The following is a 23,131-nucleotide window of genomic DNA, read 5'->3' on the forward strand; positions in this document are numbered from 1 at the left end:
CGGGTGCTGGGGGCCAAGGCATACTCCTCCCGCGACAACCGGGGCCACCTGCGTAGGCGCGATATCGAAGCGGCCTGGTCATCGTTACGGCGTCAGCAGCAGCGTCATCGTGGTTGTCGCGGCGACCACTGCCAGGAGTACGGGAGCCGCGGCGTGGGAGCGGTGGCGCCGATGGGCGAAGTCGCGGGCGCGCACGTGATAGCCGATCGCGCCGATCAGCAGCAGCGTGAGACCGGCTGCTGCCGCTACGGCGATCGGTCTCCACAGGAGCCCGGCCACAAGCCCCAGGGCACCGGCTGTCTCCAGGACGCCGATGGTTCGGGTCATCGTCGAGCCGACGCCGAGTCGCAAGAGGTTGGCGGTCACTTGAGGGCGCAGCAGCAGCTTCTGGGCGCCGGCGAGCAGGAAGACGAGAGCGACCAGAGCGCTCAGGATGGTGGCGGCCAACACCATGACATGATCCTTTCCACAGAGAACGAACGTTCTTTCACTATGACGTAGACGGCGAAGTTGTCAAGGACGAATGTTCGTTCTACGTTCGGTCCCATGGCCCGCATGCCCAAAGAACATCTCGAAGCCCGCCGCCGCCAGATCCTGGACGCCGCCCGCCGCTGCTTCCTTCGCAACGGCTTCCATGCCACTTCCATGCAGGACGTGCTGGCCGAGGCGGAACTGTCGGCCGGAGCCGTCTACCGCTACTTCAAGAGCAAGGACGACATCATCGCCGCGACCGCCTCCGAGGCTCTGGCCGAGGTCGCTTCGGCGTTCGAGGCGGACGACGCGGCGCCGCCGGATCTGGACGACATCGTCGACCTCGTGCTGGGCGTCGGCCGTCCGCCGCTGTCCGGCTCACGCGAGTCCGCGCAGTTCCTGGTCCAGGTGTGGGCGGAGGCGCTGCGCTCGCCGTCGCTGCGCGCGAAGCTGCAGGAGGTCGTGCAGGAGGCGCGCCACGTGGTCGGCGGCCTCGTGGCCCGTCACCAGCGGCGCGGGCTGCTGTCCGCGGACGTGCCGGCGGAGCAGGTGGCCGATGTCCTGATGGCGCTCGTGGACGGGTTCCTGGTGGCGCGTGCGGTGTACGGGCACGCGGACCCGGCGGCGTTCAGGAGCGGCCTGAAGGCCCTGATGTCGGCGTCGACGCAGGCCGGCCAGTAGAGAACGAACATTCGCTCTTGACGTTGGAGTCGGCATCGTGCTGTTCTAAAAAGAACGATCATTCGTTCTAAGGATGGATCTGTGACCGTGAACGCCGACATCCTCATCGCCGGTGCGGGCCCGACCGGACTGGTGCTGGCCATAGAACTGGCACGCAGAGGCGTCATCCCGCGCGTCGTCAACGCCGAGAGCGCCGACCATCGAGAGAGCCGGGCGGTCTCCATCGTGGCCCGATCGCTGGAGATGCTGGACGACATCGGGCTGGCCCAGGCCGCCCTCGACCGAGGCGTCCCGCTGCACACGCTGAACTTCTACCAGGGGACGACGACGCTGGCCGAGATGGACGTGACAGCCGTGGACTCCTCGTTCCCGCTGGACCTGTGCATCCCGCAGTGGCAGACGGTCGCGCTGCTGCGCGAGCACGCCGAGCACCTCGGGGTCACCGTCGAATGGGGCACCCGCCTGCTCGGTCAGAAGACGGACGAGCACGGCGTCAGCGTCGAACTCGAGCACGAGGACGGTCGCCGCGAGCGGTGCCGAACAGGCTGGCTGATCGGTGCCGACGGCGCCCACAGCACCGTTCGCGAGACGGCGGGCATCGGCCGGGTGAGGACCGATCTGAAGCGGGGCTTCATCCTGGGCGACGTCGCCGTGGACTGGCCGCTGACGCGGGATCGTTTCCACGTCTACTTCGACCGATCCGGCCTGGTGGCCGTCTTCCCGATGGTCGGGGGCTACTGGCGCATCCTGGCCAGCACGCCGGACGACCGGCCACCGCGCACCCCCGGGCTGGACGACTTCGCCACCTGGGTCGCCGAACCCACCCCCCTCGACCCTGGCGTCCGCGACCTGCAGTGGAGTTCGTCGTTCGTGGCCCGCGAAAGCCTGGCCGACCGGCTCCGCGACGGCCGGATCCTGCTGGCCGGAGACGCCGCGCACAGCCACAGCCCGGTGGGCGGCCAGGGCATGAACACCGGCATGCAGGACGCGTACAACCTGGGCTGGAAACTCGCGCTCGTCGTCACCGGCCGCGCCGACGAATCCCTCCTGGACAGCTACCAGACCGAACGCTGGCCCGTGGTCAAGGCCGTGGTCGAGGCCACCTCGACCACCACGAAGATCGCCACCGGCACCACCCTGGTCGCCCGCAGAGCCAGACGGCACGCGCTGCGCCTGCTCGGCAAGCTCAACCCCGTGCAGCAGCGGCTGTCGAACGCCTTCGGCGAACACCTCGTCCACTACCGCGACAGCCACCTCGTCTTCCAACGCTGGAAGGAGTCCCCGGCCAAGGCGTGGAGTGACATCGCCTCCACCGGACCGGAAGCCGGCGAGCTGATGCGCGACAGCTACCTCGAGAACCGCCAGGGCCCGGTCTCCCTGCGGCACCTCCTCCGCACCCCCGGCCACCACCTTCTGCTGTTCGCCGCCGACACCACCGATTCCGCCACCCTGGCCCGCTGGCAGGCCACGGCGCACGAGGCGATGGCCGGGCACGGCGAGGTCCATCTCATCACCCGCGGCCACCTGCCACCCGGACTCTCCGGCGGCGTCTTCGCCGACCTGCGCAGCGAAGCGCACAACCGCTACGGCGTCCGCCGCCCCAGCCTGTACGTGATTCGCCCGGACAAATACGTCGGCTACCGCGGCGACAGCATCGACCTCGCGCCCGTCAACGACTACTTCCACGCCCTGGGCGCCGCACCCTTCAAGGAAGAGACGGCACCATGACACCGGACCCGACAGCCTGACCGCAGGTTCATGGTCAAAGACGCGCGGCCGGCGCCGGTGGCGGCGCTGAACTGGCCGGGAGCGCTCGGCCACCATGCCCGGCGAGCCTGTATGGCAGGGTCAGGCATGCAGCCGTCCTCGGGTCACGCGATGGACCGTGAAGAGGAATCGGGAGTTCGCCGAACCAGGGGTGTTCCGAGGTAACCGCCTGAAAGGCAAGCATGCATGCCAGCTCCACCCCAAGATTCGGCGCCTCCCAGCGAGGACACCGACGCGCAGCTGATAGAGGCGTCGTGGCGTGACCCGGATCGCTTCGGCGCGGTCTTCGATCGCTATTTCGCGGCCATCCACCGCTACGTTCACCTGCGCTTGGGCGAGTCCGCCGCGGACGACCTCACCGCGGAGACCTTCCTGCGCGCCTTTCGCGGCCGGGACCGCTTCGACCTCACCTGCTCCAGCGCGCGCCCCTGGCTGTACGGCATCGCCTCCAACCTGATCGCCGACCACCACCGTGGTGAAGCGCGCAGATACCGGGCGCTGGCCAGAAGCGCCGATGCCGCGCAGATCGCCAGCCACGACGAGCGCGTGGTGCAGCGGGTCTCTGCGGCGACCATGCAACCGCGGCTGGCCGCGGGCCTCGCCCGGCTCTCGGCCGGGGACCGGGATGTCCTGGTGCTGGTCGCCTGCGCCCAGCTCAGCTACGACGAGGTGGCCGAGGCTCTCGGCATACCGCAGGGAACGGTGGGCTCACGCCTCAACCGCGCCCGCAAGAAGCTCCGCAAGAGCATCGGTCCCGCCGGGGAGGCACTGTGATGAACGAACTCGAAGCGATCAAGGCTCACCACGACAGCCTGCCCGAACCCGCGCCCGAGGTGACCGCGCGCGCATGGGTGCTGGTGGCCGAAGAGATGGAGGCCGAACGGGCCGGCACCGCGCGGCCTGCTCGCCGCTTCCCGGGCCGCAGGCTGGTGATGAGGGCCGGCCTGGCTGCCGGCCTCGCGGCGGCGGTGACCGCGGGACTCGTCATGGTGCGTGGCGGTGAAGACTCCGCTCCGTTCGTGGCCGCTCCGGCCAGTGCCGCCGAGTTGCTCCGGAACGCGGCCACGGTCGCGGCGAAGGAGGACGTACGGCCCGGGCCGGGGCAGTATTTCTACGTCGACCAGGAGGCCGTCACCTTCGCCAGCGGTTCCGAGGGCGACTACACCCGGCACGTGCGCCGAGAGATGTGGATGCCCGCCGAGGACCCCGCCAAGCCCGCGCTGACGCGCTCGACGTACGGGCAGATACAGGTCATCAGCGGACCAGGCCCGACGCAGGTGCAAGCGCCCGGGACCGTGGAGTACGAGCGCGCCGGGCAGTGCCGCAGGGGCTCCCTGGGCGCGCCCCCGCAGGTCGCCGATCTGCCCGCCGATCCCGATCGGCTTCTGGCGAAGATCCGCCAGGACGCGACGGCGTTCGTACGGTCCGACCAGGCCAGACGAGGTGAGACGGAGCTGGGCCAGAACGAGATCGACATGCGGGTCGACAAGGTCGTCGCGAGCCGGTTGCTCAAGCTGGCGCAGAACCCGCTCATCTCCTCCCGGACCAGGGCCACGATCTTCGGCGCGCTGTCGAAGATGCCGACCGTGACCATCGTCCCGGAGCTGACCGACACCGCTGGGCGACGCGGGGTGGGCGTCTCGCTCAAGTTCGAGCATCCCAGCGGCTGGGAGCGTGGGGAGCTCATCTTCGAGCCGGGCACGTACCGGTTCCTCGGATCCCGGAGCTGGATCGGCCGGAAGGAGGGCGGACAGGTCGAGGAGATCCCGGGCGGCAGTATGGCGGTGATGTCGGTGAAGGTCGTCGACTCCGTACCGGAGGTTCCCAAGGACGCGGCCAAGCCGATGTTCTGCTGACCACCCCTCCAGCGGCTCCAGACCGCCGGGTTCGACCTGCCCGGCGACCCCGCCGTGCTGGCGCCTGCCTTCCGCCTCACCGGGGCAGGGGCTGGCAGGAGTGGGAGCGCCTGCTGACGCGTCCTGCTCGGCAGGCGTCGCCCGATTCGAGCGGAGCGGTTCCTGATCGTCCCCGTCAGCGGCGGCGTGGCGTGTAGGGCGCCAGAGCGGCGGTGTCCACGTCAGCGTCGGGCCAGCGGCGGCGCAGGGCCTCCGCCAGGTGCAGGCACAGGCCCGCCAGGTACGGCAGAGCACGATGCTCCCGGGCAGCGGAAGCAGCGGCCTCCAAGGAGGTGACGAGCTGGGCCCGGCTGTCGTCACCGGCCGGACGCCCGTCCAGCCGGTGACGGCGCGACAGGCGGGCAAGCGCGAACGCCACGCACGCCGCCGCCAAGGCCGTCCCATAGAGCCGATCGTCCTCGGCCTGCGGCACCCCGGCCGCCAGAGCACGCCGGTAGACGTCCCCCACCTGCGGCAGCGTCGCGGAGCCGCCGACCCACATCCAGGCAGGACCGGGGACATACAGGCAGACGGCATCGTGCAGGGCATGGGTGAACCCGGCGAACTCGAAGTCGATCAAGCGCGCGTCGGCCGGCCCGTCCGTACGGACCAGGACGTTGTTGGTCTCCGGATCGCCGTTGCTGAGTGCCAGGAACGGCCCCGGATCGGCCAGCACGTCCAGCGCGCGAGCCAGTTCGCGCTCCACGGCCCCGGTGAGAGGCACGCCCAGCGCCTCGGCCTGAGAAGAACTCTCCCTGCGCAGCCGGGTGACGTGCCCGAGCCGGTCGGCCTCGGGATCGACCGGCCCCAGGAGGTGTCGCCTGCGGTAGTACAGCTCGGCGTGTCCGGCGGTGACCGCGCCCAGCTCGCCACGGGCCCGGGCGAATGCCTCCAGGCGCGGGGCATGTGCGACGACGCCATCTCGCCGCAGGAGTCCGTCCAGCGCGACGCGCGGCGCCAGATCCTGAAGGATGACACGCTCGGCGCGAAGATCCTCCGCCAGGACGCGTGGCGCCAGGTCAACGCTGAGATCGTCTGCCAGAAAGCGCAGCGCGGCCACCTCTGTGCGCAGCCGCCAGGCGTCGGTGTGCCTGCCGTCGACATGGGGACCCGCCCACTTGACGATCACGGACTCGCCGCGGTCGGTGCGGGCACGAGCGACTCGCCACGGCTCCAGCCTGGTCCACTCCACCAAGTTGAGCACCGGGACAGCCTAGGCCCGTCGCCGTACGCGCAGGAAGTGGGCAACCACCAGGCCGGCAGCCACAGCGGCCGCCGTCCACACGACCCACTGCCCGATGTTGGTGAGCACATCGTTCCTGCCCGGTGGCAGCACGGCCATCTGTACTGCCGCGCCGACCGGCACGGTCAGCCGGGCGAGCATGCCGATCACTCCCGGGTGTCCGGCGCAGGCTCCGATGGCGCCGAGCACCGGACCGAACAAGGCGCTCGCCACCCACCAGTAGACCGTGTCGTAGGCGTAGGAGCCGGATGAGACGTCGTGGACGATCGTGTCGGCGATGTAGTAGGCAGCGGTGGCGGCGAGCAGGGCCACCACACCGGCGACGGCGCCTCGCGCCAGGCGGCGGCCCGTTGGGGCGCCCCCACGAGTGGCCCGCCATCCCGCCAGCACCCCCAGCCCCGCCCACGCCCAGCATGAGGCTGACGATCTCCATGAGCGACCACCCTCGGGTGGTGGCCTCGGCGCTTTCCCGCGCTCAAGCCCCCGCTGTCGTGAGTTTGAAGCTCAAGGTGGGACCTCCGAGGCCCTCAGGACCCGATCAAGGCGAGGGTGAAACCCCTACGTGCGCTCCGCCTGGTCTCGTTCTGATCGGTTACCGGGGGTCTGAAGCTGCGCTCTTGCCTCAACGATCTGGCGCACGATGCGCTCGGCACCGCAGGACTCCGCGATCGCGTACGCCTCCTCTGCCAGTGCCAGCGCGTCGTCCCTGCGCCCCTGCGCCGCAGCGATGTAAATCAGGCCGACCTGATTGGCCGCGACTCCTGCCCAAAGCTCAATACGCCGGCGCAGCCGTACCGACTCCTCCAGCTTCTCCCGTGCACTGTCCAACCGGCCCGCAGAATGATCGGCGATGCCCAGGTGACGAAGCACCTCGGATCGAATTCCCAGGTCGTCGGCTTTCAGCGCCAGCTCAAGAGACTGTTCGAACAGAGGGATCGCGGAATCGGCATCGCCACGAATGACCTGGTGGACGCACCCCATCCAGAACAGCGCCTCAGCTTCTCCGGCCACATCGCCGAGCCTCCGATAGAGGTGTGCCGCACGCTCCATCAAGGCCAGTTCGTGTGAATCCTCGTGACGTTCCTCGAGAAACCGCGCATGCAAGATCCGACCTCGAGCCAGCGCGAGATCAGCCTCGACCTTGTCCAACTCCCGCTCTGCCTCAGACAACACGCCCTGGTCACCAGCGTAGACAGCCCGCTCATAGGCCAGCCTGGCCCGCTCGATACGGCCCTCTGCGTGCATCCCGCGTTACCTCGTCCCCATCCTTGGTGACGCTCGAGCTTCGATGTCACAATCATAGGGATTCATGGCAGAGCGCCCCAGCGATGTCGCGCGCTCAGGGAAGGTCGGCCCAGGTGACGAGGCCATGCCGGTGGGCGTAGATGGCCGCCTGCACACGAGTCCGCACCCCCAGCTTGGCCAGGATCCGCTCGATGTGAACCTTGACCGTACCGGGCGAGATCACCAGTGCCTGGGCGATCTCGGCGTTGCTGCAGCCTGCGGCGAGATGGCGCAACACGTCGGTTTCGCGTGGCGTCAGGGTGGCCGGTTCGGTGGACGGACGTGGTGAGGTCGCCATGAAGCGGTTCAGCAGACGGGGGGTCACCCGAGGGTCCACCAGCCCCTGCCCGTTGTGGGCGACTCGCACCGCGTCCAGGATCAGGCCGGGGTCGCTCTCCTTCAGCAGGAACCCGACCGCCCCGGCCTGCAACGCGCCGAACAGATAGTCGTCGAGGTCGAATGTGGTCAGTGCCACCACGGCCGGCGCAGGGTCGAGAGCCAGCAGGCCGCGGATCGCGGCAAGTCCGTCCATGCGCGGCATGCGGATGTCGGTGAGCACAACGTCCGGCCGGTGCCGCCGGGCCATCTCGACCAGCTCGAACCCGTCGGCCGCCAGCGCCACGACCTCCAGGTCCGGTTCGGACGACAGGAGCAGACGCAGACCCTCCCGGGTGGGCGCCTGGTCGTCGGCGACTATCAGGCGGATGCTCACGAAGTGGCCTCCTGTGTGTCACGGCCGGCTGCGGATCGCGGCTTGGGGCGGCTCGCGGTCGGGGCAGGACTCGCTCCTGTCGCGGTGGGCGTCCGGCCGGCGGAATCATCCACGGGCAGGCGGGCGGTGACCTGCCACCCGCGAGAGGTACGCGGCCCCGCGGTGAGCGTGCCTCCGAGCAGTTCCGCTCGCTCCCGCATCCCGCGTAGCCCATCCCCGTCGGGGCTGGCCGGACTGCTGGGTGTCGCCTGCCCGTCATCCTGCACGACGATCGTCAGGTCGTGGCCGCTGCGTTCGATCCGCACCGTGGCCTGCGCGCTCCCGGAGTGCCGCATCACGTTGGTCAGCGACTCCTGAACGATCCGGTAGGCCGCATGCCGTACCCGCAGGGCAACCCCCTCCAGCAGGGAGTCGCCGCGCAGCCGCACCCGGAGCCCCTGCTGTGACAGGCGAGCGGCCAGCGAGCCGAGGTCGGTGTCGCCGTCGTCGTCGCGGAGCAGGCCGAGCAGCCGCCGAGTGTCGCCGAGCGCGGTGGCGGAAATCTCCGCGATCGTCTTCAGCGCCTGATCGGCGTCGGCGGGTGTGCCCCTCCGCGCCCCCACTGCCTGCAGCCGGATCGCGCTGAGATGGTGGCCCACCACGTCGTGCACGTCCCGGGCGATCCGGGTGCGCTCCTGGGCCCGCTCGACCAGGACGAGTTGCTGGGTCCTGCTCTGGTTCAGCCGCAGTACGTGGCCGAGCAGGACCGGGGCGAGGCCGGCGAACACCGACATTGCCAGCCGGGACAGACTTGACGGGTCCGACGGGGCATCGCCTGTCAACAGACCGGCTGTGACCAGCCAGCAGGCCGCGAGGACCGCGGTCAACCACCGTGCCCGGTCGCGGTGGTAGGCCGCCGAGGCGAACGCCACGACCGTCACCCAGGTCGCGACGGAAGGGTGGCCGAGAATGATCGCGAGCAGGACGGCGGTGCCCGAGGCGAGCGCCGCGGTCAGTGGCAGACGGCGGCGCACGGTCAATGGCGCGCACACCGCGCAGGCCAGCACCGCCCAGACCGGCGTGAACCCGTTCGGGTTCGTCGTGCCGGACCCCAGCAGCGGAACTCCCAAGGTCACCAGCGCCAGGGCGACCGCCAGCCCGCCGTCGCCGACGAGCACGGGCACCGCCTTCCAAGCCTTGATCATGCCCGGCTCACCCCCGCGGGAACTTCGCCACCAGGTCGCCGGGGCACCGCGCTCCGGGTGGGGGCAGGCTACCCGCCGTCAGGTAGTCATGGACGTACGTGCGCAGGCAGGTCCTGCCCAGCCCTCCGGCGCTCTGCATGAGGTAGGCGGCGTGCCCGTCGCCGTGCCTGACCACACGCGCCCCCGGGAGCTGAGAGGCGAAGTGCTCTGCGGCGAGGTTGGGAGTGTTGTCGTCGGTGTCACCGATGGCGACCAGTACCGGTGGCACACCCTGGGCCCGCAGCGGGTGCGGCGGGTTGGCCGGCTTCTTGCCCATGCCGAGACACCGGCCGATCTGGTAGCGGCCCTGGATCCAGCCGATCCGCGGCGCGGCCTTGCGCAGCCGCGACTCCAGGGCGCGGAAGGCCCCGTAGCTGGGCAGGTCGGGCATGTAGTCGTGGCACAGCATCGTGTTGTGGGGATTCGCGGGAACCTCGGGAGGCAGGGGCCAGATCTTCGACAGCTCCGTGGCGTCGCCGTCGGCGGCCCTGCGCAGCGCCGCCGCCAGGGCGGGCCAGCGCGGCGGGGCCAGTCCTTCGCGTACGGCGACGAGGAACTCCTGCTCGTTCATCGTGGCCTTGCTTGCGGGCAGGGGAGCTTTCCGGACACGGGCCAGCAGGTCGTCGAACACCTTGATCGCGTCATCGCCGCCCAGCGCGCATCCATCCTCGCACCAGTCACGGAAGCGACCCAGCTGCTTCTCCTCGGTGACCGCGTTGTCCATCAGCCAGCGTTCCAGCAACGGCTGGGTGTGGTCGGCGACGCTGTCCAGCACCATCCTGCCGACCTTGGCCGGGAACAGCTCCACATAGGCCTGCCCGTAGGAGGTGCCGTAGGAGTTGCCCAAGTAGCGCAGTTTCGGCTCGCCGAGCGCGACCCGCAGGGCCTCGAGATCGTGGGCCACCTGCCAGGAGGTCATGCCCGCGTAGGCGGCGCCCATGGCCTTGCGGCAGGAGGCGTCGTAGGCCGCGTTGGCCTTGGCCTGCGCGTGCCAGCCCTTCTCGCCGGGCCGCAGGATCAGCCCGGCGCTGCCGGCCTGCGGTGTATCGCACGTCACCATCGAGGCGCTGCCCTTGTCGCCCATTCCCCGGGGGTCGATGAGGACCACGTCGAACCAGGTGGTCAGCTCCGACACCACGGCGGGCATCCCGCGTACGGGCTGGATGGTCGCGCCACCACCGGTGTTGACCACCAGCGAGCCGAGCTTGTGCGCGGGGTCGCGCGCAGGCAGCTTGGCAAGGTCGACCTGAGTTTTCGGGCCGTCAGGCTGTTTCCAGTCGATCGGCACCGGCAGTTTGGCGCAGTCCATGCCATCCCCGCACTTCACCCACGTCAGGGTCCCGGTATTCAGGGCCTGGGCCGCTTGGGGTATGACCGCCATCGTCGTCCCGAGAGCGAGAGCGGCGAGCGTTGTCCTGAATTTCTTCACGAGGCCAACCTCGCACCGCAGATCCCGCGGGGCATCTGCCGTCCGGCATATCCTCTCAACACCAGCACGGCCCGGCCTGGCGGAACCGAGGGGGTTGTCCCGTACGGCTCCCCCAGGCGGCGGAGGGGCGGATGGGTGGCGTCGGCGATGTGCCGGCAGGGGTGTGCGCAGGACCCTTGACGTCATGTTGCTGAAACTCATGACCGCTTTGGTGCTGACGGCCTCCCCGGCGCAGGCCGTCGAGCCGCCCGCCCCGCAGGGGCTCAGCGCGCTGGTCGACGAGCACGTCACCACGACGATGGCCGAGGAGAAGATCCCCGGCGTGGCGGTGACGGTGGTGGCCGACGGCCGGCTGGTGGTGCACAAGGGGTACGGCTGGGCCGATGCGGAGCGGCGGGTGCCGGTGGATCCCGAGCGCACCAGGTTCCTCATCGGCTCGGAGACCAAGTTGTTCACCGCGCAGGCCGCTCTGCAACTCGCCCGCGCGGGCGAACTGAGCCTGGACGCGGACGTGAACTCCTATCTCAAGACGTTCCAGGTCCGTGACACCTATCCGGGGCGCCCGGTCACGTTGCGGCACCTTCTCACGCACACAGCAGGGTTCGACGAGGACTACGTCGTGGGCAGCGCCTCGGACATTCTGCCGCTGGGCGAGGCGCTGGCCGCGCACCAGCCGGAACGGGTGCGCCCGCCGGGCACCGGGGTGTCCTACAGCAACTACGGGGTGGCGCTGGCTGGATATCTGGTGCAGACCGTGTCGGGAACGCCGTTCGAGGAGTACGTGAAGCGGCAGGTGTTCGAGCCGCTCGGCATGCATGACTCCGTCATGACCTGCGGCGGGCTGCGCGGCACCAAGGCCTATCTGGTGGACGGTACGCCCACGTCGGTCGACTGCGCGGACTTCGCCGCTTCCGGTGCCGGTCCGGCGTCGACCGCCGCCGACATGGCTCTCTACCTGAAGGCGCAGTTGTCGCGGGACGTGCGGGCCGGGGCCGGGGTCGCGGCCGAGATGCAGCGCCGGCAGTACAGCGAGCATCCCAGCCTGGCCGGGATGGGGTTCATGTGGGAGGAGCGGCCGTACAAGGGGCATCGGCTGCTGTTCAAGGGTGGTGACATGCCCGGCATGCACACCTACATGTTCCTGCTGCCCGAGCAGGGCATCGGCGTTCACGTGATGTCCAACGGCGACGGCACCAGCCGGCACGGGCTGGACGGGTTCGCGCTGGTGGAGAAGATCATCGACCGGTACCTGCCGGAATCGGCGCCGCCGAAGGTCTCGGCGCTGGCGGGCGCGTCCTCCCGCGCCTACGAGGGCTGGTACCAGAGCAGCGGCGTCAGTCGCGGAAGCCTGCTCAAGGTTCAGGCGCTGACGGACACGCCCGTGCGGGTCACCGCCGACGCCGACGGCAGCGTCGTCACCACCGGGCTCGGCGGCGGGGAGAAGCGCTGGATCCAGGTCGAGCCCGGTGTCTTCCAGCAGGAGGGCGGATGGAGCCGCATCGCCTTTCCTGAGCCGGGTCAGCTCGCGCTCGGCGGTCAGACGGTCGTGTTCGATCGGATCGGCTGGCTGGAGCACTCGTGGCTGCATCTCGGGCTGCTGGCGTGGGCGGTGCTGGCGTCGGCGATCGCCGTGATCGCGTATCCCGTGGCGCTGGCCGTCCGCATGACGCGCGGGCGGACGATGCGGGGGCCATGGGTTTGGCGGCTGGCGGCCTGGCTCGGCGGTGTCGCGGTGATGGTGTTCGTGGCCGGGTTCGGCTCGTTGATCGCCGATGAGGGCCGGGCGTTGCCGCTGGTCCTGCAGGGGGCTCCGGCGCTGATCGGGCTGCTGGTGCTGGCGACGCTGACCGTGGCGCTGTCCGCCACCTTGCTGGCGGGTGCGGTGCTCGCCTGGTGGCGGCGCTGGTGGCGTCCGTGGGCCAGGCTCGGCTACACGCTGGTCACGACAGGCCTTGTCGCGTTCGCTGCTGTGGCGTTTCTCTACAACTTTGTCGGCCTGTCGTACACCTGAGTAGGATTTCGTCCCGATATGTCAGATATTGCCCGATACATTCGCCGGATTCCTCCGCTGATTGCGGACCTTGCGATCGCTCTGGTGGTGCTCGCCGCACATTCGGCGCCCTTCCTCCTGACGATCCGGGAGGCCGACCCGGTGACGGGCTACACGCTCGGGCAGTACCTGCCCGTGCTCGCCCTGGCGCTGCCGCTGATCTGGCGGCGGCGCGCACCGCTGACGGTTCTGGCGGCGGTCACGGCCGCGACGGGCGCTTATCTGCTCAACGACCCCGACACCGCCCCGCAGCCGATCCCGTACGCGCTGCTGATCGCGCTCTATACGGTGGCCGCGCACGGCTCGCGCCGTGTCCGGGCCTGGGCGCTGGCCCTGATCGCCGCGGCTGCCGGCGCGCAGCTTGCCGGGCTGGTCCTGAACCCGCCGAGCGCGGACACCACGGTGCGGGCTCTGGTGATGTACGTCGCGGCCTGGGCCCTGGGCCGGGCCACGGCCAACCGGCACACGTACACCCGTCAACTCGAACGCGACAAGGCGCGGGAGGCGGAGCGGGCGGTCGAGCGGGAGCGGGCGGCGATCGCCCGGGACATGCACGATGTCCTCGGCCACGCCATCAGTCTGATCGTGGTGCAGGCGGAGGCCGGGCCGCTGGCCGTACGTCCCGACCCGGTACGGGCCGAGGCCGCCTTCGACGCCATCGCCGAGACCGGGCGCGAGGCGATGGACCAGCTCCGCCGCCTGCTGGGACTGCTCGGCAAGTCGTCCCCCGGCGCTCCGCCGACCGTGGCCCGGATCGAGGCGCTGGTGCACAGCGTGGACCGGGCCGGGCAGCGTACCAAGCTGACCGTCCACGGCACGCCGCGCCCACTGCCCGCCGACGCCGAGGCCGCCGCTTACCGGATCGTGCAGGAGTCACTCACCAACGCGGTCAAGCACGCCCGGGCGGCCACGGTGGCCGTCGAACTGGACTGGAGGCAGGACCCGTTCGTGATCAGCATCGCTGACGACGGCCGCGGACACACCGGCGGCTCGGGTCACGGTCTCATCGGCATTCGTGAGCGGGCGGTGGCCTGCGGCGGGTCGGCGTCCTTCGGACCCGGGCCGGACGGCCGCGGCTTCGCCGTCACGGTGCGCCTGACGGGAGCCGCCTCGTGACGATCCGCGTCGTGGTCGCCGACGACCACGAACTCATGCGCAGCGGCTTCGCCCTGATCCTGGACACTCAGCCGGACATCACGGTCGTGGCCGAGGCCGGCGACGGCGCCCAGGCCATCGCGGCCGTCCGCGCCCACGCGCCCGACATCGCCCTGCTCGACATCCACATGCCCGTCATGGACGGCATCCAGGCCGCCAGGACGATCTGCGCCGAAACCGGTACCAAGGTCATCATCCTGACCGTCTTCGACCAGGACGAGTACGTCTACGAGGCCCTGCACGCCGGTGCCAGCGGCTTCCTGCTCAAGGACGTGCGGCGCGACGACCTCGTGCACGGCGTCCGGGTCGTGATGGCCGGGGAGTCACTGCTGGCGCCCGTCGTGACCAGGAAGCTGATCGACGACCTGGTCCGCCGCGCGGCTCGCCCGCCGATCGCGATACCGGGGATGGACACCCTGACCACCAGGGAGCGCGAAACTCTCGCCCTGCTTGGTCAGGGGTTGTCCAATCCCGAGATGGCCGCGGCCATGGTGGTCAGCGAGCACACGGTGAAGACCCACGTCAGCAACGTGCTGTCCAAGCTCGGCCTGCGCGACCGGATCCAGGCGGTCATCTGCGCCTACGAATCCGGCCTCGTCCAGCCAGGCCACTGGCGCCGTTGAGGGCATGCCCGTCAGCCAGGGCCGGCAGATGATCAACCCGTGGCCATCCGGCCGTCGAGGGGCGGCCCGCTGAAGGGCCGCACCGGGCGAGTAAGCCTGGGCATCAGGCAGTACGGGTGGTCGGCGGCCTCGTCGTCGTGAAGCTCAGCAGCAGTTCGCCGACCGTCTCGGGCGCTTCCAGCATGGGCAGGTGCCCGACGCCTGGCAGCAGCTCGACCCGGGCGCCCGGCACCGCGTCGTACCGGTGCGCCGACGACGGCTCCCAGCGGGGGTCGGCGGCACCGAAGATCACCTGTACGGGGACGTCGAGGGCGGCCAGCCGCTCGGGCACGCTCCGTTCGGCGATGTAGGCGGTGTTCTGGCGCAGTACGGTCCGCATCACGCGGTAGGTGATGCCCCGTACGTCGGCGACCACGTCGTCCGGGAGGTCCACCGGGCGGACGGCCGTCGCGCCGATCCCCTTGCGGATCATCGCGTCCGACCGCCTCGGCCAGATGAGCGGGCCGAACGGCGGGGCCAGCAGCACCCGGAGAACGAACGGCTGCCGGAGGAGCGCATCCGGGCTCGGGCCGCTACTGATCAGCGAAAGCGAACCGACGAGGTCGGGACGCTGCTCGGCGAGCGCGGTGGCGACGTAGCCGCCGCTGGAGTGCCCGGCCACGGCCACGTGACGGAGCCCAAGGCGGTCCAGCAGCGCCGCCACCTCACCCGCCTGGGCGGGCACGTCATACGACGGCGCGGGCGGGGACTGGCCGCAACCCGGCAGGTCGACCCGGATGACGTGATGGTGGCCGGCCAGCGCCGGGACCACCGGACCCCAGAAACCGCCCGAGGCCCCCGACCCGTGGATGAGCAGCAACGGCGGCGCCTGCCGCGGGCCGTCATGGACCACGTGCATGCCATGCGGGTGCTCAGTGTCGTATTCACTCATGGGGAGACTGTGCACGGGCGGCCGGCCGCCAGGATTGGACAAATGTTCCCCCGGAGCCGAAAAGGCCGGGCGGCCGTCACCATCACCACCGGCCGGGTGAGCAGGGCCCGCGCGATCGTCGCAGCGGCCATGACACCGTGCCAGATCGCACGCTCGCTATCCTGTGGCACGTCGAACCAGGACCACGAACCATCGGGAGGCGACGACCTTGGCCGTCGTGGCACACGTGGTCATGGCCCTCCTGTCCGTGCTCACCTTGGTGGCCGTCCGGTTGCTCGGCGCGGACCTCTGGCAGCTCCTGGTCCTGGCAGTCGCCGCCGTACTCCTTCACGCGGGTGCGTTGACCACCGCCAGGCGGCCGTGGACCGGGTACGCGCTCGCCGCGCTCGGCATGCTCGTGCTGGCCGCGACGCCTTCCCTGAGCTGGTCACCCGTCATGCTGCCCTCGGCCGTGTGCTTCCCGCTCGTGTTGTGGCTGCTGACCGCCCGGGTCCCGTTCAGGTCCTCGGCGGCCGCGCTGGCCGTCGCCGTGCTCGGCATCGTCCTCACCGAGCTGGTGGCGTGGGCCCGGCTGCCCGCTGACCTCCCGGCCCGTCTGGGCGAGGGCGGGCTGCTGATGCTCGTGGTCGGCGGCGTGTGGCTCGCGGCCCTGCTGGTACGTCGCAGGCACGAGGCCGGCCGCAGAGCCGAGAGCGAACGGCTGGCCGCGGCCGTCGCCGACGAACGGGCCGGCATCCGCCGCGACCTGCACGACGTGATCGCCCACACGGTCACCGTCATGGTCGCGCGGATCGAGGCCGCGGCGGTGACGACGGCGGATCCGGCGACCCGCCGCGAACTCGGCGACATCGCCGAGACCGGCAGGGACGCCCACCAGGGGCTGCGAGCGATGCTGGCCACCCTGGGCCCGCGCGCCGGTGCCCGGCCGATCTCGCTCGACGCCCTCCCCGACCTGGTGGCCTCGGCGGCCAGCCCGCTCCATGCGGTGACGTTCGACGAGGTGGGCGCGCGGCGGCCGTTGAGCCTGAGCGCCGAGGTCGCGGTGGTCCGTACCGTGCAAGAGGGCATCACCAACGCGCTGCGCCACCTCGTTCCACCGGTGGAGGTGACCGTTCGCCTGCACTGGACCCCGGCCGAAGTGGCGGTGGAGGTGCGCGACGACGGCGGCAAGGCGCTTCGCGGAGCCGGCGGCCAGGGGGCCGGCCTGATGGGGATCGAGGAACGCGTGCGTACCGCGGGGGGCACCCTGTCGATCGACGACGGGGACGACGGATGGGTCCTGCGGGCGCGGCTCCCCACGAAGAAGGCGGCATGAACGCGATCCGTGTCATGCTCGTCGACGATCAGGAGTTGCTGCGGGCCTCCCTCCGCACGGTGCTGTCGGCCGACGAGCGCATCGAGGTCACCCACGACGTCGCGAACGGCGGCGACGCCGTCGAGGTCGTCCGGCGGCACCGCCTCGACGTGGTCCTGATGGACATCCGCATGCCGCGCATGGACGGGGTCGCCGCCACGGAGGAGATCGTCAGGATCGCGCCGGCGACCCGGGTGCTCATGCTGACGACGTTCGATGACGACGCGCTGGTCGTGGCCGCCATCCGGGCCGGCGCGAGCGGCTACCTGACCAAGGACGTCCGGCCCGCCGCCCTGGCCCAGGCCGTGTGCGACGTCGCCTCCGGCACGTCGGCGCTGGCTCCGGGAGTGGCCGCGACGATCCTGGATCTCGTACGGCACGTGCCGGTACGGCGGACGGCGGCGCTGGACGGTCTCACTCCACGCGAGGTCGAGATCTTCGGCTTGCTCGCCCGCGGCAGATCCAACGGCGAGATCTGCGCGGAGCTGACGCTGAGCGAGAACACGGTGAAGTCCCACGTCCGGGCCGTCCTGCGGAAGCTGGGCCTGCGCGACCGCGTGCACGCGGTGATCCACGCGTACGAGAACGGGCTCGTGGGCCGCAACGATCTGCCGGGCTGAGATCCCATCCCGCCGGGTGGTGCCGTCTCACCCCCCGGGGTGATGTCCGCAGGTGACGCCCCGGCCTAGGTTCGGTACCGCGTACAAGATCACCGCACGCTCGCGCGCACGAAACGAGATCATCATGACCGCGTCCCCCACGCGCTCCCGTTCTGCCGGATCGGCGATTTCCGATGTCACATGGTTCTTCGCGATCGCCGTCCTGCTGTGTTTCGCACTGTCCATCCCGATGGTCTTCCGGCTCGTCCCGGCGGACGCCAACAACCTGATCACTCCGATCCTGCAACTGACCCCGCTGCTCGCAGCGATCATCATGTGGCTCGCCCGGCGACCCGGAACGTTCCGGAAGACGTTCGCCACCAGATGGCGCGGCACACCCAAGTGGGCCGGCATCGGAATCCTCCTCATCGCCGCGATCGCCGCGATGCAGACCGCCATCGCCCTGGCATCGGGGATCTGGCAGCTCAACCCGCTTGACCAGATCCTCGCGGCGACCATGTGGCTCGTCCCGGTCTTCCTCATGCAGTCGGTCTTCGCCATCGGCGAGGAGTTCGGCTGGCGCGGCTGGCTGGCGACGCGCGCCGCGTCATGGGGATTCTGGCCGCTGGCCCTTGTCAGCGGTCTGGTCTGGATCGTCTGGCACCTGCCGGTCCTCGCCGTCATCGGAGATCGACCGACCTGGGACATCGTCATCTACTTCGCGGGCATGCTGCCGTGGGCGCCGCTGTTGCTCGCGCTGCGCCGGCGGTCGGGGAGCGTCTGGCCCGCGGTCCTGACGCACGGCGCGATCAACAGCGTCCGGGTGTACGTGCTGCAGTCCGTTCCCAGCGCAACGGATCACCTGCTCATCGAAGTGATCGGCTGGGCGCTCACTCTCGCCGCCGCCGCATGGCTGATGCGCCCGAGCGCCGCATGACCTGCGCCTGCCGGAGCCCGAGATTCCTGCCGCTCCTCCGCCGACAGCGACTCTGCGCAGCGTGAGATGACCATCGTCAGGAAGGTGCGGCACCCATCGAGGTCAGACCCGCGCCTCCCAGCAGATCCAGCTCAATCGATTCGGCCGAGTGAACGAGTTGCAGTGCGGCGGAAGCCTCCTGGCTGCCCGCCACCTGCCTGAGAGCGGCTTCGAGGTCGGCTTTGCTGCGCCAGAGCTCGGTCACCCAGATCGTGTCGGGAGCATCGGTCTGCCGGTTGACCAGGTAAAGCTCGCATCCGGGCTCGTTCTCCAACTCGCCTGCGGCGCTCAGCAAGAGCTCACTCAGCTCCTGACCTCGCCCGGCCTGAGCCACGAACTTCCCGTATCGCGCAACTCTGTCCATGCTGATCGAGGCTATCGGGTGAGCCAGCCACGCGTCTGAATCGGACACGCCTCCGAAATTCGCGAAAGATCCGAAGCGCTACAGCAAGAGCATGGGATGGCTTGCGTGCAAATGGATGGAGAACATGTCCGCCTTACGATCACGTCCATGGCTGAGATCGTGCGCACAGAACGAGCGGAGAGGGTGTTCGTCTCCTACCACACGCTCATGGTGGGTGACCGCGACTCCGAAAGAGGACATCCAGACCATGCATTCGACCAGCTGGCCTCCAGCCGACCGGGAATCGCAGTGATCCGGACAGGGGTGCACACGGGGTTTCTCGACGTGACGATCCAGCTCGCGACCGGACCTCCTCCCATGCCCCAGCCCGACGCCTGGGAGGACGGCACGGAGTTCGACCTCATCACGTTGACCGGTGAGACGGTGCTGTGCGGGTTGATGGGTGAGCCTCCTTCACAGTTTCCCAACCTCACTCCGCAAGGACCAGGCCGCTATCGCATGAGGGTCCACACGAACGGCAGAAGCGTCAACAACAAGGCCTATAGGCAGGTCTGCCCAGAGGCTTACCTGATCACCATCTGGCCTGTCGACGCCGGTCCTGATGCCACCGCGAGGTACCGGGAGATGGCGGACAGCGAACCGCTGAACAAGTCCGATCGAATGCGGGCATGGGCCAGAGAGCAAGCATTGAAGGAACCGGGCAGGCCGGCTCGCCGTGTCAAGCGCCACCCGGCGTAGGTAGTCGCTATCGCCATTGCATTCGCCTGTGACGTCATCGCAGGGGCCCCGCACCTTCGCCTTCGCGAAACGGCTCGGATGTGCCGGCGCCGCTGCCCGTGGGCATGGCCGCGGTTTCGAAGACATATCCGGTGCGGACCGAATACGGTGACCCATTGACGATCGCCCCGCTCGCAAGCCTCCCGGAGACTTCTCATGCGTACCGCAGCGGCAATCCTCTCCTTCGTGCTCGCCATCACCGTCCTGCCCGCCCAGCCGGCCACCGCTGCGGTGTCCGCCTCGCCCCTGCCGGGCGGCAGGACCACCTTCGTCGTCTCACAGGGTCATCTGAAGGCCGCCTCCCAGCAGAACTGGGTACGCCTGGGCAACTATCGCTTCGCCGCGAACGGCACGGTGAAGGCCGCCATGTACCTGTGGTGGCAGCGGCATCCCAAGGCCAGGCAGCGCACCGGCACCGTCCCCGATCCGAGCTGCACCACCAAGAAGGGCGGTGTCGCATCACGGCCCCGCGGCTGCGAGGTGCTCACCGCCGGGGGGTTCACCGGCGCCCCCGGGGAGAGCCGTACCGGGACGTACACCGTGGCGGGCGGCGTGCTCACCATCCGGTGGAAGATCGCCCAGACCTGGACGGAGCAGTGGTACGTACGGTCCTCACCTGACGGCAAGCTGGCCCGTCTGGACCTCAAGCGGAGCACGCTGGCAACGCACGGGTACGGCTACGGCAGCAACGCCGCCTTCAGCACCCGGCGCGCGATGAGTTCGGTCAAGGCGTTCCCCCGCTCGCTCAGGCAGGACCTGACGAGCTGGGCGGGCGGCAAGCTTGTCGCCTCCGGCAATCAGCCGTTCGGCCACTCCGCCTTCCGCGCCTGCGCCTCGACCACCTCGTGCCTGACCTACCTGCAGCCGTCCTCGCGTGGCGCGTGCCAGAAGTCGGGCGGCTGCCCCAAGTACGGCGGCGGGACCCGCTCCAACATCAGCTCCATCCAGTACTACCTCACGACGATCTCCAAGTCCGACCGCCGCGACACGCTGTGGCACTGGTGCACCTGTCTGGCGATGGAGCGCGGTGAGTTCTGCTACACCGGCAACTCCCACGTCAAACCGCTCATGCAGATCATCGACGACACGGGAGCCTTCCGCGGCTGGGTCGGCGCGGAAGCCTCCTTCTCGACCGGCGGCTCCCGGGCGGCGGACATGCTGGCAGTGCTGCGCATCTCCGACTTCCGCTGACAACTCGTCTTCGCCGGGAATGACATGCTGACCTGGGATGCCGTCCGGCCTGCGCCCTGAGGCCGGGGGGACGGCTCCACCCCACGTCAGCGCAGGTCGGAACGGAACCCCATGGACCAGTCGCCAACCCACATGTACGACCTGCTGCATGAGCAGTGGCTGAATGTCCGTACCAGCTTCTACACGGTTTGGGCCGAGGGGCTGGACCTTGAGGAAACCGCCGCGAGGATAGGCGTGAACCCAGACGACGGCGCCGTCGTCTCGCTCTCCGAAATCACCGGCGGCATAGACGAGGACCCGCACTGGCGCGATGGAGCGGGCGTCGTCCTGATCGGCGAGGTTGACGACGACTCCTGGACGGTGTCGTTCCAGGTGCAGGGTGGCGACATCGCCGGCGGAGACCTCCTCGCGAGGCTTTCCGCCGGCGGCGGGCGAGCCCTGTCCATCGGCTGGAACATCAACGCGAACCACCGCCTCCAGTACGCGGTGGACGGCGACGTCGCCGTTTCCGTGCCGCTGCACGAAGCGCTGCCGCACTTCGACGAGCACGCGGCCGGCCTGAGCATGCCGGATGTCTGGAACGAGGACGGCGACTTTCCGATCGAAGAAATGATCTCCACCGGATTCCAGCTCGCCCAGCGCATCACCGGCGTCCATCTCGACCGGTACTGGCTACGACTGGCGCACACCCGTTTCGTCCTGCCGTATTAGAGCTTGTGCGAAGTTCGGGTCTTCAGTCCGATCCATTCCTTCATCCGGTTGATGCACCGTTCCGCCGTGCTGTGCTGCTTTGTAGGGCTCGGCATCATGACCCACCGGCCGACCGCCGCCACGGTGCGCGGACGGCCGACGGGCAGGCAGAGCACGACGTGCTCCAGCACGGCGCGGAACTGCGGGCTGTCTGCGGCTCGGCCCGGGGCCAGACGAAGGCCGGTGGTCGGCAGCGGACAGTCGGCCACAAGATGCACCTTGCTGCTCAGCCCGTCGTGAGCGACGCACGGCGTACCAGCGTGCCGGGGTGGTTGGGGTCAGCAGTGCTTGGTCCGGTCGTCGGCGCTGGGGCCTGGCGTTGCCCGGAGCAGGTGGGCTTCGCCTGCTCTGCCGTAGGCAACGGCTTGCGGTGATGCCATTCTTAGGGCTCATGATCCGGCCATCCGTGGTGGCGGCCTGCCTGCTCGTCCCGCTCACCGCCTGCACCTCAGCCTCGGCTCCACCCTCCGCCGCTGCCCCGGCATCCGTGTCCGCCTCCGTGCTGCCGTCGCCGACGGCCGTGTCGGAGCTGCCCGCCGGCGCAGAGCGCTATGACGTCAGCGAGTTACGGCCCGGCGACTGCATCGACCCCATACCCGAGACCTACGAGGTGACCGTCGTGCCGTGCGCCGAGCCGCACATGGCGGAGTTCGCCACCACCTACGTGCTGCCCGACGGGCCGTACCCGGGGGCGGACATGCGACGCCTCGCGGAGAACGGATGCCTGCCCCGGATGCGCATCAAGGACGGCAAACGCGATGCGGTCGCGTTGCTGGGGATCGGCCCGACGGCAGCCGGCTGGCCCCTCAACAGGACCATGTACTGCCTGGCCATATCCGTGGACGGGGAGAAGACCACAGGCAGGGTCGTCAAGTAGGCGGGTGACCGGTGCCGCGTCAGCCGATCTCGGCGTACGCGATGTCTGAAATCCGCCAGCATGCGCGCGGGCGGTTCGGCGAGGATCCGCTCGTGATCGCTGAAGCACGGGGAATCCGCATCCGGCACCGCGGGCATGAACCGCAGGTCCATCCCACCGCGTACGTCGCCCCGACGGCCACGCTGGTCGGCGATGTCCGCGTGGGGCCGAGGGCGCGGGTGATGTACGGTGCGGTGCTCGATGCCGAGGGGTCCCGGATCGAGGTCGGGGAGGCGGCGGTGATCTGCGAGAACACGGTGCTGCGCGGGTCCGCGGTCGCCGGCGATCAGCCGGTGCTGGTCGGCGACCACGTCTTCGTGGGGCCGCATGCCACGCTGCTGGGCTGCGAGGTCGGCAGGTGCGCCTACGTGGCGACCGCGGCGACGGTCCTGCAGTGCGCACGGTTGGGGGCCGGCTCGGTGGTCGCCGTCGGCGCGCTCGTCCATGCGCGCACCGTTCTGCCGGACGAGTACTTCGTGCCGCCGCACACCGTGGCGCTTGACGCGCCGGTACGGCTGCTGGCCCCTGGCGATCCGGGCCTGGCCGACGCCGTCAGGCGGGTGGGCTTCGCGCAGGTGGCGTTCGGCGTCGACGCGGAGTGGACCGACCGGATCAGCCGGTACGAGCACATCGCGGAGGTGCGGGTCGCCGAGTTCGGCGCGCACGCGGACGACGAGGTGCTGAATCCCGGCTAGCGTTCCCCGGATGAGCCGGGCCGGCACCAGGTGACCGGAGTCCTC

Annotated in this window: 25 protein-coding genes; 15 read left to right on the plus strand and 10 right to left on the minus strand. The window is 69.9% G+C overall.

Going from position 1 to position 23,131, the window contains the following annotated elements; translation table 11 throughout:
• Positions 1-84 precede the first annotated feature (84 nt).
• On the minus strand, positions 85-453 hold the full coding sequence (locus tag AB0G11_RS39895) for a DoxX family protein (RefSeq protein WP_357591858.1): 369 nt from the start codon (positions 451-453) through the stop codon (positions 85-87).
• A 102-nt stretch (positions 454-555) separates the two neighbouring features.
• Between AB0G11_RS39895 and AB0G11_RS39900 the strand changes: the two genes are divergently transcribed.
• The 4 genes from AB0G11_RS39900 (at position 556) to AB0G11_RS39915 (ending at position 4,775) form a co-directional block, all read left to right on the plus strand.
• Complete coding sequence (locus AB0G11_RS39900) at positions 556-1,152, plus strand: TetR/AcrR family transcriptional regulator (RefSeq protein WP_357591860.1); 597 nt, start codon at positions 556-558, stop codon at positions 1,150-1,152.
• Positions 1,153-1,233: 81 nt separating this feature from the next.
• Positions 1,234-2,880 carry an FAD-dependent monooxygenase gene (locus AB0G11_RS39905; protein ID WP_357591862.1) on the plus strand — a complete coding sequence of 549 codons (1,647 nt, stop codon included), beginning with the start codon at positions 1,234-1,236 and terminating at the stop codon, positions 2,878-2,880.
• A 225-nt stretch (positions 2,881-3,105) separates the two neighbouring features.
• Positions 3,106-3,693 (plus strand): RNA polymerase sigma factor, encoded by a 588-nt coding sequence (locus AB0G11_RS39910; protein WP_219502989.1) that lies wholly within the window; start codon positions 3,106-3,108, stop codon positions 3,691-3,693.
• Positions 3,693-4,775 (plus strand): CU044_5270 family protein, encoded by a 1,083-nt coding sequence (locus AB0G11_RS39915; RefSeq protein ID WP_219502984.1) that lies wholly within the window; start codon positions 3,693-3,695, stop codon positions 4,773-4,775. Before AB0G11_RS39910 ends, AB0G11_RS39915 begins: the two co-directional genes overlap by 1 nt.
• Positions 4,776-4,950: 175 nt before the next feature.
• Here the strand turns inward: AB0G11_RS39915 and AB0G11_RS39920 are convergent, their stop codons facing one another.
• From AB0G11_RS39920 to AB0G11_RS39945, 6 genes are all read right to left on the minus strand, one after another.
• On the minus strand, positions 4,951-6,018 hold the full coding sequence (locus AB0G11_RS39920) for a phosphotransferase (RefSeq protein ID WP_219502981.1): 1,068 nt from the start codon (positions 6,016-6,018) through the stop codon (positions 4,951-4,953).
• A gap of 9 nt (positions 6,019-6,027) precedes the next feature.
• Complete coding sequence (locus AB0G11_RS39925; RefSeq protein WP_357591864.1) at positions 6,028-6,372, minus strand: hypothetical protein; 345 nt, start codon at positions 6,370-6,372, stop codon at positions 6,028-6,030.
• Between the two features lie 243 nt (positions 6,373-6,615).
• Positions 6,616-7,302, minus strand: a complete 687-nt coding sequence (locus AB0G11_RS39930) for a tetratricopeptide repeat protein (protein WP_357591866.1) — start codon at positions 7,300-7,302, stop codon at positions 6,616-6,618.
• 94 nt (positions 7,303-7,396) lie between these two features.
• Entirely contained in the window at positions 7,397-8,053 is a 657-nt protein-coding gene (locus AB0G11_RS39935) for a response regulator transcription factor (protein WP_357591867.1), read from the minus strand.
• A complete protein-coding gene (locus AB0G11_RS39940; protein ID WP_357591869.1) occupies positions 8,050-9,237 on the minus strand; it encodes a sensor histidine kinase in 1,188 nt (395 codons plus the stop codon). Before AB0G11_RS39940 ends, AB0G11_RS39935 begins: the two co-directional genes overlap by 4 nt.
• 7 nt (positions 9,238-9,244) lie before the next feature.
• Complete coding sequence (locus AB0G11_RS39945; protein ID WP_357591871.1) at positions 9,245-10,603, minus strand: alpha/beta fold hydrolase; 1,359 nt, start codon at positions 10,601-10,603, stop codon at positions 9,245-9,247.
• A gap of 286 nt (positions 10,604-10,889) precedes the next feature.
• On the opposite strand from AB0G11_RS39945, the gene AB0G11_RS39950 reads away from it, so the two are divergent.
• From AB0G11_RS39950 to AB0G11_RS39960, 3 genes are all read left to right on the plus strand, one after another.
• Positions 10,890-12,716, plus strand: coding sequence for a serine hydrolase (locus AB0G11_RS39950; protein ID WP_357591873.1), 1,827 nt, complete (start codon positions 10,890-10,892; stop codon positions 12,714-12,716).
• A gap of 84 nt (positions 12,717-12,800) precedes the next feature.
• Positions 12,801-13,871 carry a histidine kinase gene (locus AB0G11_RS39955; protein ID WP_357591875.1) on the plus strand — a complete coding sequence of 357 codons (1,071 nt, stop codon included), beginning with the start codon at positions 12,801-12,803 and terminating at the stop codon, positions 13,869-13,871.
• Positions 13,868-14,533, plus strand: coding sequence for a response regulator transcription factor (locus AB0G11_RS39960; RefSeq protein ID WP_357591877.1), 666 nt, complete (start codon positions 13,868-13,870; stop codon positions 14,531-14,533). The genes AB0G11_RS39955 and AB0G11_RS39960 overlap by 4 nt, the downstream gene beginning before the upstream one ends.
• Positions 14,534-14,636: 103 nt before the next feature.
• Here the strand turns inward: AB0G11_RS39960 and AB0G11_RS39965 are convergent, their stop codons facing one another.
• Entirely contained in the window at positions 14,637-15,464 is an 828-nt protein-coding gene (locus AB0G11_RS39965) for an alpha/beta hydrolase (protein WP_357591879.1), read from the minus strand.
• 217 nt (positions 15,465-15,681) lie between these two features.
• On the opposite strand from AB0G11_RS39965, the gene AB0G11_RS39970 reads away from it, so the two are divergent.
• From AB0G11_RS39970 to AB0G11_RS39980, 3 genes are all read left to right on the plus strand, one after another.
• Positions 15,682-16,779, plus strand: a complete 1,098-nt coding sequence (locus AB0G11_RS39970) for a histidine kinase (RefSeq protein WP_357591881.1) — start codon at positions 15,682-15,684, stop codon at positions 16,777-16,779.
• Positions 16,776-17,438 (plus strand): response regulator transcription factor, encoded by a 663-nt coding sequence (locus AB0G11_RS39975; protein ID WP_357591883.1) that lies wholly within the window; start codon positions 16,776-16,778, stop codon positions 17,436-17,438. Before AB0G11_RS39970 ends, AB0G11_RS39975 begins: the two co-directional genes overlap by 4 nt.
• A gap of 124 nt (positions 17,439-17,562) precedes the next feature.
• Positions 17,563-18,354: a lysostaphin resistance A-like protein gene (locus AB0G11_RS39980; RefSeq protein ID WP_357591885.1), complete on the plus strand. Its 792-nt coding sequence runs from the start codon at positions 17,563-17,565 to the stop codon at positions 18,352-18,354.
• Positions 18,355-18,430: 76 nt separating this feature from the next.
• Here the strand turns inward: AB0G11_RS39980 and AB0G11_RS39985 are convergent, their stop codons facing one another.
• Positions 18,431-18,757, minus strand: a complete 327-nt coding sequence (locus AB0G11_RS39985) for an antibiotic biosynthesis monooxygenase family protein (RefSeq protein ID WP_219502925.1) — start codon at positions 18,755-18,757, stop codon at positions 18,431-18,433.
• A 147-nt stretch (positions 18,758-18,904) separates the two neighbouring features.
• Here AB0G11_RS39985 and AB0G11_RS39990 point away from each other — a divergent pair, with 147 nt between their 5' ends.
• From AB0G11_RS39990 to AB0G11_RS40000, 3 genes are all read left to right on the plus strand, one after another.
• Complete coding sequence (locus AB0G11_RS39990; protein WP_357591887.1) at positions 18,905-19,495, plus strand: hypothetical protein; 591 nt, start codon at positions 18,905-18,907, stop codon at positions 19,493-19,495.
• A gap of 195 nt (positions 19,496-19,690) precedes the next feature.
• A complete protein-coding gene (locus tag AB0G11_RS39995) occupies positions 19,691-20,725 on the plus strand; it encodes a hypothetical protein (protein ID WP_357591889.1) in 1,035 nt (344 codons plus the stop codon).
• A gap of 132 nt (positions 20,726-20,857) precedes the next feature.
• Entirely contained in the window at positions 20,858-21,436 is a 579-nt protein-coding gene (locus AB0G11_RS40000) for a DUF6461 domain-containing protein (protein ID WP_357591891.1), read from the plus strand.
• On the opposite strand, the gene AB0G11_RS40005 is transcribed toward AB0G11_RS40000, so the two are convergent.
• Positions 21,433-21,684, minus strand: coding sequence for a hypothetical protein (locus tag AB0G11_RS40005; protein ID WP_357591893.1), 252 nt, complete (start codon positions 21,682-21,684; stop codon positions 21,433-21,435). The two genes, AB0G11_RS40000 and AB0G11_RS40005, sit on opposite strands and share 4 nt — an antisense overlap.
• 182 nt (positions 21,685-21,866) lie before the next feature.
• On the opposite strand from AB0G11_RS40005, the gene AB0G11_RS40010 reads away from it, so the two are divergent.
• Both AB0G11_RS40010 and AB0G11_RS40015 read left to right on the plus strand, forming a co-directional pair.
• Entirely contained in the window at positions 21,867-22,352 is a 486-nt protein-coding gene (locus AB0G11_RS40010) for a hypothetical protein (protein WP_357591895.1), read from the plus strand.
• Between the two features lie 92 nt (positions 22,353-22,444).
• Entirely contained in the window at positions 22,445-23,086 is a 642-nt protein-coding gene (locus tag AB0G11_RS40015) for an acyltransferase (RefSeq protein ID WP_357591897.1), read from the plus strand.
• Positions 23,087-23,131 lie beyond the last annotated feature (45 nt).

Origin of the sequence: Nonomuraea sp. NPDC023979 (assembly GCF_040639085.1) — a bacterium.
Classification (GTDB): domain Bacteria; phylum Actinomycetota; class Actinomycetes; order Streptosporangiales; family Streptosporangiaceae; genus Nonomuraea; species Nonomuraea ceibae.